We start from the raw sequence: 14,744 nt of genomic DNA, 5'->3' as shown, positions 1-14,744 counted from the left end.
CGCTGATATGCGATTTGCGAGCCTCGGCAGCGGCAGCGAGGGCAACGCACTGGTCGTAGAAGCAGGCAGCGGCACGACGCCCACGCGCGTGCTGCTCGACTGCGGATTCTCAGCGAAGGAAGTCGAGCGGCGCCTCGCCCGCGCGGGGCTGGCCGCCGACGCGCTCACCGCGATTCTCATCACCCACGAACACAGCGATCACATCGGCAGCGCGCTCACGCTGGCGCGCCGCTGGTCGATTCCGCTTTACATGAGCTGGGGTACGGCGCAGGCCGTGGGCGCCGACGACGACGCCGGCGTCGAGCTCAACGTCTTGTGGGGCGACGAGACGGTCGAGATCGGCGAACTCGGCGTGTTGCCTTACACGGTGCCGCACGACGCGCGCGAGCCGCTGCAGTTCGTGTTCAGCGACGGCGAGAGCCGGCTTGGCGTGCTGACCGACGTCGGCGAGTCGACCTCGCATATCAGCAATGTGCTGAGCGGTTGTGACGCACTGGTGCTCGAATGCAACCACGACCTCGAGATGCTCGCGACGAGCCGCTATCCGGCTTCGCTCAAGGCGCGTATCGGCGGGTCGCATGGTCACCTGAACAACGAGGCGGCCGGCGGCATCCTCGCCGGACTCGATCGGGCGAGGCTGCGGCATTTGGTCGCTGCGCACCTGAGCCAGCAGAACAACACACCGGAGCTTGCGCGAGCGGCGATGGCCGCGGTTCTGGGCAACGCCGCGACGGAAATCGGGGTCGCTTCGCAAGCCGAGGGTGTCGACTGGATCGCGCTCTGAATCCCGCGCCCGTGCGACAGCCAAGCGAATAGACGAAAAAAAAGCCCATGACGAAAGTCATCGGCTTTTTGCTTGATGAAGCCGGAATCTCTCGATTCGGCCCCGTCAGAGTGTGGTTACGCTTTAGTTACGGTTGCCGCCGAAGATGCCGAGGATGGCGAGCAGGTTCGTGAACACGTTATACAGATCCAGATAGATCGCGAGCGTGGCCGAGATGTAGTTCGTCTCGCCGCCGTTCACGACGCGCTGCACGTCGAACAGCATGTAGGCCGAGAAGATCGCGATGGCAAGCACCGAAACCGTGAGCATCAGCGCGGGCAACTGCAGGAACATGTTCGCGATGCCGGCCAGCAGGATCACGATCACGCCCATGAAGAGCCACTTGCCGAGGCCCGAGAAGTCGCGCTTGCTGACCGTGGCGATGGTGGCCATGGCGGTGAAAATGATGCCGGTGCCGCCGAACGCGAGCATGATGAGCTGCGGGCCATTCGAAAAGCCGAGGACGAACGACAGCAGGCGCGAGAGCATCAGGCCCATGAAGAACGTGAAGCCGAGCAGCACGAACACGCCCACCGAGCTGTTCTTGGTGCGCTCGATGGCGAACATGAAGCCGAAGGCGATCGCGAAGAACGCGAGCAGGCTCATGGCCGGGCTGGTAGCAGCAAAAAGCGAGAAGCCGGTCGCGACGCCCACCCACGCGCCGAGCACCGTCGGCACCATCGACAGCGCGAGCAGCCAATAGGTGTTGCGCAGCACGCGGTTGCGAGTCTCCGCCGAGGTGACGCTGCCGCCGCGGCCGAAGTTATAGGGATACTCGTTCATGCTTTCTCCTTGCGTGAGACGCGTGGGTGAGGGGCGCGCAGGTGCGCGGTCCGCTCCCCCATAAGATAAGTGCGCCGACCCAGAGTTTCAACGGGTTGCCACACAGTTTCCGTTATGTTTGCACAGCGTATGCCGCCAATCTTAAGCTTCTCTGAAAAGTACGGCAGCGCGGTGCTTGTGCCCGGCTTGCGCTCATTTGCCCCAGTTTGCCGGGCTATGAGGGTTCAATCGCAATCATACATGGGAACATGCTACAATTGCGGATTCATTTGAATCTGTAACCTCTTAATTTTTTGGAGTTTTTATGGCGATCGAACGCACCCTGTCGATTATCAAGCCGGACGCAGTGGCAAAGAACGTGATCGGCCAGATCTACAGCCGCTTCGAAAACGCTGGTCTGAAGATCATTGCCGCTCGCATGGTTCACCTGTCGCGCGCCGACGCAGAGAAGTTCTATGCTGTTCACGCAGCGCGTCCGTTCTTCAAGGACCTCGTGGACTTCATGGTCTCGGGCCCGGTGATGGTGCAGGCGCTGGAAGGCGAGAACGCCATCCTGAAGAACCGCGAACTGATGGGCGCGACCGATCCGAAGAAGGCTGAAAAGGGCACGATCCGCGCCGACTTCGCCGACAGCATCGACGCGAACGCCGTGCACGGCTCGGACGCCGCTGAAACGGCTGCCGTGGAAATCGCGTTCTTCTTCCCGCAAGTCAACGTCTACTCGCGCTAAGCAAGGCGCGAGCAGACTGCAGTAGTAGCATAGGGTCGCGAACGGCGATGACGCTCACCGTCCAGTTCCCGATGCCGCGCAAGTGCGCAGGCAGGCGGGCAGCGCGGGCGGTGAGCGCGCTCTCGCACTGAAATGGCAGGATTCGACATGACGAGCAGTTCCACCGTCAACCTTCTCGATCTCGACGCCCAAGGGCTCGTCGCCTATTGCGAGAGCCTGGGCGAGAAGCCGTTTCGCGCCAAACAGCTTCAGCGCTGGATCCATCAGTACAACGCCGCCGACTTCGACGGCATGACGGATCTCGCCAAGTCGCTGCGCGAGAAGCTCAAAGGGCGCGCCATCATCGGCATGCCCGGCATCATCAGCGACAACGTTTCCTCCGACGGCACGCGCAAATGGCTCGTGGACGTCGGCAACGGCAACGCGGTCGAAACCGTGTTCATCCCCGAAGACAACCGCGGCACGCTGTGCGTGTCCTCGCAGGCGGGATGCGCGGTCAACTGCCGGTTTTGCTCCACCGGCAAGCAAGGTTTTTCACGCAATCTCACCACCGCCGAGATCATCGGCCAGCTGCGCATGTCGGAATTCGCCCTGCGCGCCTCGCTTCTGGGCGAGGCGGGCGGGCGCGCGACCGGCGGTGACGGCAAGGGCGAACGCGTCATCACGAACGTCGTGATGATGGGCATGGGCGAGCCGCTTCTGAACTACGACGCGGTCGTGCCCGCCATGCGCCTGATGCTCGACGACAACGCCTACGGCCTGTCGCGCCGGCGCGTCACGCTTTCTACGTCGGGCGTCGTGCCGATGATGGATCGTCTCGGGGCCGAACTGCCCGTGGCGCTCGCCGTCTCCTTGCACGCGCCGAACGACGCGCTGCGCGACGAACTCGTGCCGCTCAACCGCAAGTACCCGCTGCGCGAGTTGATGGCGGCGTGCCAGCGTTACCTGGAAGTCGCACCGCGCGACTTCATCACGTTCGAGTACTGCATGCTCGACGGCGTCAACGACACGGAAGAGCACGCACGGCAGTTGCTCGCCGTGACGCGTGACGTGCCGTGCAAATTCAATCTGATCCCGTTCAATCCGTTCCCCGAGTCGGGCCTGTTGCGCTCGAAATCGGACCAGATCAAGCGCTTTGCGCAGATTCTGATGGATGCAGGCGTCGTCACAACCGTGCGCAAGACGCGCGGCGACGACATCGACGCAGCCTGCGGGCAGCTCGCCGGCGAGGTGAAGGACCGCACGCGGCTTGCTGAGCGCACGGGCCGCGCCGCGGGCAAGGTCATCGAAGTACGGCCGGTTCAGCACTGAACCGGCATCAGGAGGGCCGACGGCGGCGTGCGGGGAAAACGCGCGGCCGTAGGCGGTAGTAAAAGAAACGTTGCAGAAGCGATCGGAAGCGGCACACTGGCCGCGCATTTTGTTATAAACGGTCTGCGAATCGGGTAGAGGCGGGGCGGGACGCGCCCAACCGGTTCCAGTATTGAAAAGAATCGACGCAAGGACTTGGGATGAGCGAGCCGCAGCACCCTTTCGGGACAGACGGAACTGACAGCAACGCAGGTCGTTCGGTGCCGGGCGCCACACCTTCTCCGGTGCAGGCAGTGCCCGACACGCTGGCCGCGGCCGGCGCGCGTCTTGCGCAGCTGCGCGAGGCCAAGGGTTGGGCGATCGAAGACGTCTCGGCGCGCCTGAAGGTGTCGGTGTCGAAGCTGCGCGAACTCGAAGCGGGCGATATCAGCCATCTGCCGGACACGACGTTCGCGCTCGGCGTGGTGCGCGCCTACGCGAAGCTGCTCGGTACCGATTCCGCGCCGTTCACGCAGGCGCTGCGCCGCGAGCGCGGCATGGCGCAGCCGGATCTGTCGATGCCGGCTTCGGCGGGCTCCGATCTGCCGCGCGGCCGCGTTTCGCTCTCGCTCGGCGGCAGTGGCGCGCGGGCTCCGCGTCGCCGCGCCTCGTGGCTGTGGGGCGTGGCGATCATCGTGATCGCGGTGCTCGCGATTTCCATGTGGCACACGAACAGTGGCGAATCGTCGGCCTGGTTTGCGCGCCTGAAGGCAATGGCGAACGGCGCGAGCGTGCAGACGGGCGCGTCGTCGCCCACGGTGACGCAGGGCGTGGCGACCGGCAGCGCAGATACATCGGCCGCCCAGGGTGCGGATCAGTCCGCTGCGCCTCAGGCTGGTGACGCAAACGACGCTGGCGACAACGCCAACGCGGCGCCCGATCAAGGCGCTGCAGCGAGCGCACCGCAAGCAGCGCCGCAAGCTACGCAACCGGCGCCTCAAGCGACGCAGCCGGCGCCCCAGGCCGCGAAGCCCGCCGCTGCAAGCACCGCGCCGGCGGCGGCCGTTGCCAACGCGGCCAGCGCTACGCGCGCCCAGGCGGCGAGCGCGCCGGCCGCAGCGCAGGCTGCGGCAGCCGACAACGGCGCTGACACCTCGACGTTCGCGATCCGCGTGACGCAGGACACCTGGGTCAGCGTGCGCCAGAAGGATGGCAAGGAAGTATTCTCGGGCCTGATCCACGGCAGCGACGCGCGTGAGATCACGGGCACCGAGCCGCTCAAGGTCACCGTGGGCAACAAGGCCGGCATCGAGTCGATGACCATCGACGGCCAGCCGGTCGACACGTCGAAGTACGCGTCGGCGCGTGGCAATGTTGCGCGCTTCGTGCTGCCCTGATCAGGACATGGCATGCGTCGCGGCCAGGCAAGTCTCATTGCCGGCCGCGACGCTTTTTCAATTCACGCAGTACCGCCGCCGGCTAGCCAGCGATAGTGCGCGTGAGGCGTAAATGGGTTTTTCGATGCAAAGCGAAACGCAATCCTCGACCAGCAACAGTCAGATCTGCTCGAACGAGCCGGTCCTCGGCGGCCACGCGCCGCGCCGCAAGTCGCATGCCGTGCATGTGCGCTGGGGCGGCCAGCTGGTGACGATCGGCGGCGACGCGCCGGTGCGCGTGCAGTCGATGACCAACACCGACACCGCGGACCCCATCGGCACCGCGATCCAGATCAAGGAACTCGCGCAGGCGGGTTCGGAGCTCGTGCGTATCACGGTCAACACGCCGGAAGCGGCGGCGGCCGTGCCGCATATCCGCGAGCAGCTCGACCGCATGGGCGTGATGGTGCCGCTCGTCGGCGACTTCCACTACAACGGCCATTTGCTGCTGCGCGACTATCCTGCCTGCGCCGAATCGCTGTCGAAGTACCGTATCAACCCGGGCAACGTGGGCCAGGGCGCGAAGCGCGACACGCAATACGCGCAGATGATCGAAGCGGCCATCAAGTACGACAAGCCGGTGCGTATCGGCGTGAACTGGGGCAGCCTCGACCAGGACCTGCTCGCGCGCATGATGGACGAGAACGGCGCGCGCAAGGCGCCGTGGGAAGCGCAAAGCGTGATGTACGAAGCGCTCATTCAGTCGGCCATCGGCTCGGCGGAACGCGCGGTCGAACTCGGCCTGGGCCGCGACAAGATCATCCTGTCGTGCAAGGTGAGCGGCGTGCAGGACCTGATCGCCGTCTACCAGGAACTCGCGAAGCGTTGCGATTTCGCGCTGCACCTGGGGCTCACGGAAGCGGGCATGGGCTCGAAAGGCATCGTCGCTTCGACGGCGGCGCTTTCCGTGCTGCTCCAGCAGGGCATCGGCGACACGATCCGCATCTCGCTCACGCCGGAACCGGGCGGTGCGCGTACGGGCGAAGTCGTGGTCGGCCAGGAAATCCTGCAGACCATGGGCCTGCGCTCGTTCACGCCGATGGTCATCGCGTGCCCCGGCTGCGGACGCACGACCAGCACGCTGTTCCAGGAACTGGCTTCGCAGATCCAGGGCTACCTGCGTGCGCAGATGCCGCTGTGGCGCGACGAGTATCCGGGCGTCGAGACGATGAACGTCGCCGTGATGGGTTGCATCGTGAACGGCCCGGGCGAGTCGAAGCACGCGAACATCGGCATCAGCCTGCCGGGCTCGGGGGAGAACCCCGCGGCGCCGGTCTTCATCGACGGCGAGAAGGTGAAGACGCTGCGCGGCGAGCACATCGCCGAAGAATTCCAGCAGATCGTGAGCGAGTACGTCGCGCGCAAGTACGGCAAGGCCGAAGCGACGAACTGAGCAAACGGGTTGATCCGCTCGTAGTTCGCATGTAGCCCGCTTGTAGCCCGCTTGTAGCTCGATACGCACAACCGCATAAAGCCAATTCGCAACACAATGACTGAACAAAAACGCAAGCCCGAAAAGCTCCCGGGCGTGAAGGGCATGAACGACATCCTGCCGCAGGAGGCAGGGCTGTGGGAATTCTTCGAATCCACGGTGAAGTCGCTGCTTCGTTCGTACGGCTATCAAAATATCCGCACGCCGATCGTCGAACATACGCAACTGTTCACGCGCGGCATCGGCGAAGTAACCGACATCGTCGAGAAGGAGATGTACAGCTTCACCGATGCGCTCAACGGCGAGAACCTCACGCTGCGCCCGGAAGGCACGGCGGCTGCCGTGCGCGCGTCGATCGAGCACAACATGCTCTACGACGGTCCGAAGCGCCTGTGGTACATCGGCCCGATGTTCCGTCACGAGCGTCCGCAGCGCGGCCGCTATCGCCAGTTCCATCAGGTCGGCGTCGAGGCGCTCGGTTTCGCGGGCCCGGATGCGGACGCTGAAATCATCCTGATGTGCCAACGCCTCTGGGACGATCTCGGCCTCACCGGCATCAAGCTCGAGATCAACTCGCTCGGCGTGGCCGAAGAGCGTGCGGCGCATCGCGTCGAGCTCATCAAGTATCTGGAGCAGCACGTCGATCTGCTCGACGAAGACGGCAAGCGCCGCCTCTACACGAACCCGCTGCGCGTGCTCGACACAAAGAATCCCGCGCTGCAGGAGATCGCGGACAAGGCGCCGAAGCTGATCGACTTCATCGGCGAGGGCTCGCGCGCGCACTTCGACGGGCTGCAGCGCATTCTCAAGTCGAACAACATTCCGTTCAAGATCAACCCGCGTCTCGTGCGCGGTCTCGATTACTACAATCTGACCGTGTTCGAATGGGTGACCGACAAGCTCGGCGCGCAGGGCACCGTCGCGGCGGGCGGCCGTTACGATCCGCTGATCGAGCAGCTGGGCGGCAAGCCGACGGCTGCGTGCGGCTGGGCCATGGGCATCGAGCGCATTCTCGAACTGCTCAAGGAAGAAGACCTTGTGCCGGAAGAAGATGGTTGCGATGTCTACGTTGTCCACCAGGGCGAAGCCGCGCGTGAGAAGGCGTTTATCGTGGCGGAGCGTCTGCGCGATACGGGCCTCGACGTAATCTTGCATTGCAGCGCCGACGGCCAGAGCGCGAGCTTCAAGTCGCAGATGAAGCGCGCGGATGCCAGCGGCGCGGCCTTTGCCGTGGTACTCGGCGAGGACGAAGTCGCGAGGGGCGAGGCCGGTGTGAAGGCACTGCGCGGCACGGCCGCGGAGGCCCGCAGCGAGCAACAAACGGTAGCGCTTGAGGACTTGACCGAATATCTGATCAATGCGATGGTTGCATCCGCCGAAGACGGCGACGATTGATGGGGCCGCCTAGGTGGGGCCGCCTAGGTGGGGCCGCCCAGGTGGGGCCGCCCAGGTCGCTGCGCATTCGAAAACAGGCTTCAGAATAAACGAGGAATCGCTACGCGATGAGTTACCACGACGAACAGGAATCGATCGAGAGCTTCAAGGCATGGTGGGGGCAGTGGGGTAACGCCGCTACGTGGGTCGTGCTGATCGTTCTGCTCGCGCTCGCAGCGTGGAACGGCTGGAACTTCTGGCAGCGCCGCCAGGCGGCCGAGGCCGCCGTGCTGTACGACCAGGTGCAGCAAGCCGCGAACAGCAGCGACAAGGCCATGCTCACGCGCGTGGCGTCCGACATGGAAGATCGCTTCGGCGGCACGGCGTACGCGCAGATGACGGCGCTCGGCGTGGCCAAGGCACTCTATATGGCGGGCGACACGGCCGGCGCGAAGGCGCAGCTGCAATGGGCCGCCGACCACGCGAAGGACGACGAATTCCGGCAGATCGCGAAGCTGCGTCTCGCTTCGCTCCTGCTCGACGAAAAGGCCTACGATCAGGGCCTCGCGCTGATTCCGCAACCCGATTCGGGTCCGTTCAAGGGCATCGTGGCCGATGGTCGTGGCGATCTGCTGGCCGCGGCCGGCAAGCGCGACGACGCGCGCGCGGCGTACAAGCTGGCCCTCGACAGCCTGCCGAAGAGCGACGCTTCCGAGCGTCAGCTGATCCAGTTCAAGCTGGATGCGCTCGGCGGCTAAGTGGCCGGCTAGATTGCGCAGCGTGCCGAGCGTGCGCGCAGCATTGCGAAACCATTCAAACCAACTTCATTCATGCGTCGTTCACCGATGAATCTGCTGAAACGAACCGTTGTGCCCGTCGCTCTCGCGATGACCGTCCTGGCTCTCGCAGCCTGCTCATCGACGAAAGACGTGCGCCGCGTGCCGGTGCCGCTGACCGAATTCAAGCCGGCGCTGGACGTCCAGCAGGTGTGGAAGTCGAGTGTCGGCAAGGCGGGCCGCTATCTGTTCGCGCCGGTCGCCGTGGGCGACGCCGTCTACGCGGCGGGCGAGAACGGCTCGGTCGCGAAGATCGATGCCGCATCGGGCAAGGACGTCTGGCGCACCAAGCTCAAGGACGACCTCTCGGCGGGCGTGGGCAGCGATGGTAATCTCACGGCCGTCGGCGGCCTGAAGGGCGACGTCTACGTGCTCGACTCGAACGGCAAGCTCTCGTGGCAGGCCAAGGCGCCGGGCGAGATCATCTCGCCGCCGCTCGTCGGCAACGGCCTCGTGATCGTGCGCACGATCGACGGCCAGATCGTCGCCTTCAACGGCCAGACGGGCGAGCAGAAGTGGCTCTACCGCAACCGCGCCGTGCCGCTGAACCTGCGCGTTTCGGCAGGCATGACGTTCGCGGGCGAGCAGGCCGTGCTGGCCGGTTTCCCGGGCGGCTCGTTCGCGGCGATCAACCTGCAGAGCGGCGACGCCTTCTGGGAAACGCCGGTCTCGTACCCGAAGGGCGTGACGGAAGTCGAGCGCATCAACGACGTGAGCGGCCCGCCCACGCTGGTCGGCGCGACGACCTGTGCGGTCACGTTCCAGGGTCAGCTTGGCTGCTTCGACGCCAATTCCGGTCGTCCGATGTGGCAAAAGGCGTTCTCGAGCACGAGCGGCATCGCTCAGGATGAAACCACAGTGGTTGGCGGCGACGACTGGTCGGTCGTCAAGGCCTTCAGCGTTTCGACGGGCGAGCCGACCTGGACGAACGAGAAGCTCAAGAGCCGCGACGTGAGTGTGCCCGCTATGCTGGGCCACGCGGTCGTGCTCGGCGATTTTGAGGGCTACGTGCATTTCCTCTCGCTCGACGACGGCAGCTTCGTCTCGCGCGTGAAGACCGACGGCAGCCCGATCATGGCCGCGCCGGTGCTCGCTGGCAACACGCTGGTCGTGCAGACGAAGGACGGTGACCTGTACGGTCTGCGTCCGCATTGAGCGTCGGGCGCCTCACGCGCGGCGCTCTGATGCATGCAGTTGCAAGTGGCGCTGGAGCCGGCAGGTTCCAATGCCTTGCCAGCTGGCCGGCTCAAGCCGGCCATGCGCATTTTGGGACGGCGGCGTTCACGACCCCGCCATTTACCGTTACCGCCACACGGCCGTTGCGCGGCGTCCAGCCCCGGTCGCGCCGCGCTTTCGGCTCGGGGCCGCGGCCCCGCTCGTGAATTTCGTGATAATTTGCAATTGATGCAGCCCCGCACGCGCGGGGCTTGCCGCGCAGCGCGCCGGACTCTCCGGCGCTGCGCCTTACTGTAGAAAAGATCAGATGAAACCCGTAATCGCCCTCGTCGGGCGCCCCAATGTGGGGAAATCCACGCTGTTCAACCGGCTCACGCGTTCGCGCGATGCGCTGGTGGCCGACCTGCCTGGCCTCACGCGCGACCGTCACTACGGTGAAGGGCGCACGGGCGATCGCCCGTATCTCGTGGTCGACACCGGCGGCTTCGAGCCGGTCGCCAAGGACGGCATCCTGCACGAGATGGCGCGTCAGACGCGCCAGGCCGTGGAAGAGGCCGATATCGTCGTGTTCATCTGCGACGGCCGCAATGGCCTCGCGCCGCAGGACAAGCACATCGCCGACTACCTGCGCAAGACGGGCCGGCCGATCTTCCTCGTCGTCAACAAGGCCGAAGGCATGAAGTACAGCGCCGTGGCCGCCGACTTCTACGAACTCGGTCTCGGCGACCCGCGCGCCATTTCCGCGGCGCACGGCGACGGCGTGACGGAAATGATCAACGAGGCGCTTGAAAAAGCGTACGCCGACCAGCCCGAGGAAAGCGAAGAAGACGCCGCGAAGCACGGCATCAAGATCGCGATCGTCGGCCGCCCGAACGTGGGCAAGTCGACGCTCGTGAACACGCTGATCGGCGAAGACCGCGTGATCGCGTTCGACATGCCGGGCACCACGCGCGATTCGATCTACGTGGATTTCGAGCGCAACGGCAAGAAGTACACGCTGATCGACACGGCGGGTCTGCGCCGCCGCGGCAAGGTGTTCGAAGCGATCGAGAAGTTCTCGGTGGTGAAGACGCTGCAGTCGATCGCCGACGCCAACGTGGTGATTCTGCTGCTCGATGCGCAGCAGGAAATCTCGGACCAGGACGCGCATATCGCGGGCTTCGTGGTGGAACAGGGCCGCGCGCTCGTGGTGGGCGTGAACAAGTGGGACGGCATGGACGACCACGCGCGCGAGCGCACCAAGCACCACCTGCAGCGCAAGCTGAAGTTCCTCGACTTCGCGGAAATGCGCTTCATCTCAGCGACCGAGAAGTTCGGCATCGGCCCGCTGATGCGCTCGGTGGACGACGCCTATGCCGCCGCCATGGCGAAACTGCCCACGCCGAAGCTCACGCGCGCGCTCATCGAAGCCGTGGAGTTCCAGCAGCCGCGCCGCCGCGGCCCGGTGCGTCCGAAGCTGCGCTACGCGCACCAGGGGGGACAGAACCCGCCGATCATCGTCATTCACGGCAATGCACTCGACGCCGTGACAGAGACCTACAAGCGCTATCTGGAGAATCGTTTCCGGGAAACTTTCTCGCTCACCGGCACTCCATTGCGCATAGAGTTTCGCTCCTCGACGAATCCCTATACGGAAAAATAACCAGGCTGTTGCTGAATAGCGTTCGCTACCCCGCAAAGGCCTCCTGGCCGAACCGCCAGGAACCGCGCGGGGGAACGAGAATCGGCTATAGTGTAGCGATTGGTGGTGGATTTCTTTTTCTTCACCCCAATATAAGTTAAACCTGCAAAAAAATACGGAGTTTGCTATGAGCAACAAAGGGCAATTGTTACAAGACCCGTTTCTGAACGCGCTGCGCAAGGAGCACGTGCCTGTTTCGATCTATCTGGTCAACGGCATCAAGCTTCAAGGGAACATCGAATCGTTCGACCAGTACGTCGTGTTGCTCCGTAATACGGTTACGCAAATGGTTTACAAGCACGCCATCTCCACGGTGGTTCCGGCCCGTCCGGTGAACTTCCACCCGGATACGGAAGCGTCCTGACCCATGACGCGGCCGGCCCGGGGCGCCTCGCAGGCTGCTCTGGTCCGGCCGCTTTCATTTTGACATCCTCTAATTTGATCAACGCCGCACTCGTCGGCATCGACTTCGGCAAGACCGAGTTCGAAGCCAGTCTCGAAGAACTCAGCCTGCTCGCCAAAAGCGCGGGCGCCACTCCCGCTGTCACGCTCACCGGGCGACGCTCCAGCCCCGACGCTGCCATGTTCATCGGCAGCGGCAAGGCCGAGGAACTGCGCCTCGCCTGTGAGGCGAACGACATCGAAATCGTCATCTTCAATCACGCGCTGTCGCCCGCCCAGCAACGTAATCTGGAGCGCGCGCTCAATCGCCGCGTGGTCGACCGCACGAGCCTCATCCTCGACATCTTCGCCCAGCGCGCCCGCAGCCACGAAGGCAAGCTGCAGGTCGAACTCGCGCAGCTGCAATACCTCGCCACGCGCCTCGTGCGCGCCTGGACTCACCTCGAGCGCCAGAAGGGTGGTATCGGCCTGCGCGGCCCGGGTGAAACGCAGCTCGAAACCGACCGCCGGCTCATCGGCGAGCGCATCAAGATGCTGCAGGGCAAGCTTGCGAAGCTGCGTCGCCAGCACGGCACGCAGCGGCGTCAGCGCGAGCGCAACCGCACGATGTCGGTGTCTCTCGTGGGCTATACGAACGCGGGCAAGTCCACGCTCTTCAATGCGCTCACGAAGGCGCAGGCCTACGCCGCCGACCAGCTGTTCGCGACGCTCGACACGACCTCGCGGCGCGTCTGGCTCGGCGACGAAGTGGGGCAGATCGTGCTGTCCGATACGGTCGGGTTCATCCGCGAGCTGCCTCACCAGCTCGTCGCCGCGTTTCGCGCGACGCTGCAGGAAACGGTGCAGGCCGACCTGCTGCTGCACGTGGTGGACGCGTCGAGCGCCGTGCGCCTCGATCAGATCGATCAGGTGAACGGTGTGCTGCACGATATCGGCGCGGACACGATCCGCCAGGTACTGGTCTTCAACAAGATCGACGCCGTGCCGGAACTGGCGGCCCGCGGCGGAACGGTCGAGCGTGATGAATATGGTAATATTTCGCGCGTCTTTTTGAGCGCCCGCACAGGTGTCGGACTGGATGCGCTGCGCTCCGTCATCGCCGAAATCGCGACTGCCGAGCCGCTTGCCGGTGCGCCGCAGTCCCTGGCCGCAGACTGGAGCGCGGTGCAGGAAGAACCTCGCTGGGAACACGAGCGCTGAGGCGCACCCGGCATTGTCTTGCACGCAAGGCCGGCCCAGCGGCTCCGATGGAATCCGCACGCAATTGACCCGCTGTCTACTCTGGTGAACGAACACAGGTGAACGATTACAACAAGCGGACTGGCTGGCAGCGCGCGCGCGCCATTTTCTCGCTGAACGACCCGCGTTGGGGTCGAGGCGACGGCAATGGCCAGCGTTCTGACGACGGGCGCCGCCCGCCGGGCAATAACGGCAACAAGGGTGGCAACGGCGACAAGGGCGACGGTCCGCCGGACCTCGACGAAATGTGGCGCGACTTCAACCGCCGCGTGTCCGCTTTCTTCGGCCGCAAGGGCAAGGGGCCGGGCGGCTTCGGACCGCGCCCGGACAATGGCCATGGCGCGCGCATCGGCGTGGGCATCGTGCTCGGCGTGCTGATCGCGATCTACGTGGGCAGCGGCGTGTTCGTCGTTCAGGAAGGCCAGGCTGGCGTCGTGCTGCAGTTCGGCCAGTATCGCCACACGGTTGGCCAGGGTGTGCACTGGCGCATGCCGTATCCGTTCCAGACTCACGAAATCGTCAATATCGGTCAGATCCGCACCGTCGAGATCGGCCGCAGCAACCTCGTGCGTCCGGCAAACGTGAAGGACGCCGCGGTCATCACGCATGACGGCGACATTCTCAACGTGCGCTTGACCGTGCAGTACCAGGTCAAGCAGCCGACCGACTATCTGTTCCGCAGCGTCGATCCCGACCTCACCGTGACGCAGGCCGCCCAGGCGGCGGTGCGCACCGTGGTGGGCGCGCGCAGCACGAACGACATGCTGTACGCGGACCGCGAGCCGATTCGCGCCCAGCTTGCGGACACGATCCAGCACTCGCTCGACGAGTACAAGACGGGCCTCGGTGTGACCGGCGTCGCGATCCAGAGCGTCTCGGCGCCCGATCAGGTGCAGGCTGCGCTCGACGACGAAGCCAAGGCGCGCCAGGACCGCGACCGCGCGAAGCGCGACGCGCAGGCCTATGCCGACCAGCTGCTGCCGCGCGCGCAGACCGAGGCGGCGCGTCTCGTTGATGAGGCCAAGGCGTACAGCGAACGCGTGGTTTCGCAGGCACAGGGCGACGCGCAGCGCTTCACACAGGTCTACGAACAATATGCGAAGGCGCCGGCTGTGATACGCGAGCGCATGTATCTCGAGACGATGCAACACATCTATTCGAATGCGACGAAGGTGTTCGTCGACAGCAAGTCGGGCAACAACGTGATTTATCTCCCGCTCGACAAACTCGTCGACACGACGCGTCAACGCGCCGCCGTCGCGGCGGGCGCAACGGGCGCGGCTGCGGCCTCGGCCTCAGGCGCTGGTGCGGCAACGGCAGGCGCGGCTTCGGACGCCAATGCGGCTTCCGCGCCGGCAGCCGGCAGCGAGTCGCAGCAAGGCGCGCAGCCAGGCACCCAACCGGGCGCACAGCAGCAAGGCTCGCAGCCGCAAGGCGCGGCTCCCGCAACCACGGCCAGCGACGCGGCAGCCGCCGCGAGCGACGCCTTCCGTTCGCGCGATGCGTTCCGCTCGCGCGGCCGCGAAAGCGACGTGCAATAAG

13 protein-coding genes are annotated in these 14,744 nt (G+C 65.0%); 12 read left to right on the top strand and 1 reads right to left on the bottom strand.

All coding sequences use genetic code 11. The annotated features are described in order from the left end of the window. The first annotated feature begins 7 nt into the window (after window positions 1-7). Window positions 8-784, top strand: coding sequence for an MBL fold metallo-hydrolase (locus M3A49_RS03105; RefSeq protein WP_266227436.1), 777 nt, complete (start codon window positions 8-10; stop codon window positions 782-784). A gap of 123 nt (window positions 785-907) precedes the next feature. Here the strand turns inward: M3A49_RS03105 and M3A49_RS03100 are convergent, their stop codons facing one another. Then, window positions 908-1,606 carry a Bax inhibitor-1/YccA family protein gene (locus tag M3A49_RS03100; RefSeq protein WP_266227435.1) on the bottom strand — a complete coding sequence of 233 codons (699 nt, stop codon included), beginning with the start codon at window positions 1,604-1,606 and terminating at the stop codon, window positions 908-910. 304 nt (window positions 1,607-1,910) lie between these two features. On the opposite strand from M3A49_RS03100, the gene ndk reads away from it, so the two are divergent. From ndk to hflK, 11 genes are all read left to right on the top strand, one after another. After that, window positions 1,911-2,336, top strand: coding sequence for a nucleoside-diphosphate kinase (gene ndk / locus M3A49_RS03095; protein ID WP_028204139.1), 426 nt, complete (start codon window positions 1,911-1,913; stop codon window positions 2,334-2,336). Between the two features lie 147 nt (window positions 2,337-2,483). Continuing rightward, a complete protein-coding gene (gene rlmN / locus M3A49_RS03090) occupies window positions 2,484-3,647 on the top strand; it encodes a 23S rRNA (adenine(2503)-C(2))-methyltransferase RlmN (protein ID WP_266227434.1) in 1,164 nt (387 codons plus the stop codon). 200 nt (window positions 3,648-3,847) lie between these two features. Then, on the top strand, window positions 3,848-5,023 hold the full coding sequence (locus M3A49_RS03085) for a helix-turn-helix domain-containing protein (RefSeq protein ID WP_266227433.1): 1,176 nt from the start codon (window positions 3,848-3,850) through the stop codon (window positions 5,021-5,023). Window positions 5,024-5,135: 112 nt separating this feature from the next. Then, on the top strand, window positions 5,136-6,455 hold the full coding sequence (gene ispG, locus M3A49_RS03080) for a flavodoxin-dependent (E)-4-hydroxy-3-methylbut-2-enyl-diphosphate synthase (RefSeq protein ID WP_266227432.1): 1,320 nt from the start codon (window positions 5,136-5,138) through the stop codon (window positions 6,453-6,455). Between the two features lie 96 nt (window positions 6,456-6,551). Then, complete coding sequence (hisS, locus tag M3A49_RS03075; protein WP_266227431.1) at window positions 6,552-7,889, top strand: histidine--tRNA ligase; 1,338 nt, start codon at window positions 6,552-6,554, stop codon at window positions 7,887-7,889. A gap of 107 nt (window positions 7,890-7,996) precedes the next feature. After that, on the top strand, window positions 7,997-8,626 hold the full coding sequence (locus M3A49_RS03070) for a YfgM family protein (RefSeq protein ID WP_028204134.1): 630 nt from the start codon (window positions 7,997-7,999) through the stop codon (window positions 8,624-8,626). 87 nt (window positions 8,627-8,713) lie between these two features. Beyond that, complete coding sequence (bamB, locus tag M3A49_RS03065) at window positions 8,714-9,859, top strand: outer membrane protein assembly factor BamB (protein WP_266227430.1); 1,146 nt, start codon at window positions 8,714-8,716, stop codon at window positions 9,857-9,859. A gap of 328 nt (window positions 9,860-10,187) precedes the next feature. After that, on the top strand, window positions 10,188-11,522 hold the full coding sequence (gene der, locus M3A49_RS03060; protein ID WP_254352821.1) for a ribosome biogenesis GTPase Der: 1,335 nt from the start codon (window positions 10,188-10,190) through the stop codon (window positions 11,520-11,522). Window positions 11,523-11,688: 166 nt separating this feature from the next. Then, the gene (gene hfq, locus M3A49_RS03055) at window positions 11,689-11,925 is read left to right on the top strand and encodes an RNA chaperone Hfq (protein WP_027793540.1); all 237 of its coding nucleotides are present in this window, start codon (window positions 11,689-11,691) and stop codon (window positions 11,923-11,925) included. Window positions 11,926-11,999: 74 nt separating this feature from the next. Beyond that, window positions 12,000-13,163: a GTPase HflX gene (hflX, locus tag M3A49_RS03050; protein WP_266227429.1), complete on the top strand. Its 1,164-nt coding sequence runs from the start codon at window positions 12,000-12,002 to the stop codon at window positions 13,161-13,163. Window positions 13,164-13,261: 98 nt separating this feature from the next. After that, the gene (gene hflK, locus M3A49_RS03045) at window positions 13,262-14,743 is read left to right on the top strand and encodes an FtsH protease activity modulator HflK (protein WP_266227428.1); all 1,482 of its coding nucleotides are present in this window, start codon (window positions 13,262-13,264) and stop codon (window positions 14,741-14,743) included. Window position 14,744: the final 1 nt, after the last annotated feature.

Source organism: Paraburkholderia sp. CNPSo 3076, assembly GCF_026343935.1.
Classification (GTDB): domain Bacteria; phylum Pseudomonadota; class Gammaproteobacteria; order Burkholderiales; family Burkholderiaceae; genus Paraburkholderia; species Paraburkholderia nodosa.
Note: the sequence above shows the minus strand (reverse complement) of the source record. Positions and strands in the feature narration are given on the sequence as shown.

Bases quoted from the DNA above. Each gene is read 5' to 3' on its own strand.
- M3A49_RS03105 (WP_266227436.1), top strand. From the start codon at position 8: ATGCGATTTGCGAGCCTCGGCAGCGGCAGCGAGGGCAACGCACTGGTC.
- M3A49_RS03100 (WP_266227435.1), bottom strand. From the start codon at position 1,606: ATGAACGAGTATCCCTATAACTTCGGCCGCGGCGGCAGCGTCACCTCG.
- ndk (WP_028204139.1), top strand. From the start codon at position 1,911: ATGGCGATCGAACGCACCCTGTCGATTATCAAGCCGGACGCAGTGGCA.
- rlmN (WP_266227434.1), top strand. From the start codon at position 2,484: ATGACGAGCAGTTCCACCGTCAACCTTCTCGATCTCGACGCCCAAGGG.
- M3A49_RS03085 (WP_266227433.1), top strand. From the start codon at position 3,848: ATGAGCGAGCCGCAGCACCCTTTCGGGACAGACGGAACTGACAGCAAC.
- ispG (WP_266227432.1), top strand. From the start codon at position 5,136: ATGGGTTTTTCGATGCAAAGCGAAACGCAATCCTCGACCAGCAACAGT.
- hisS (WP_266227431.1), top strand. From the start codon at position 6,552: ATGACTGAACAAAAACGCAAGCCCGAAAAGCTCCCGGGCGTGAAGGGC.
- M3A49_RS03070 (WP_028204134.1), top strand. From the start codon at position 7,997: ATGAGTTACCACGACGAACAGGAATCGATCGAGAGCTTCAAGGCATGG.
- bamB (WP_266227430.1), top strand. From the start codon at position 8,714: ATGAATCTGCTGAAACGAACCGTTGTGCCCGTCGCTCTCGCGATGACC.
- der (WP_254352821.1), top strand. From the start codon at position 10,188: ATGAAACCCGTAATCGCCCTCGTCGGGCGCCCCAATGTGGGGAAATCC.
- hfq (WP_027793540.1), top strand. From the start codon at position 11,689: ATGAGCAACAAAGGGCAATTGTTACAAGACCCGTTTCTGAACGCGCTG.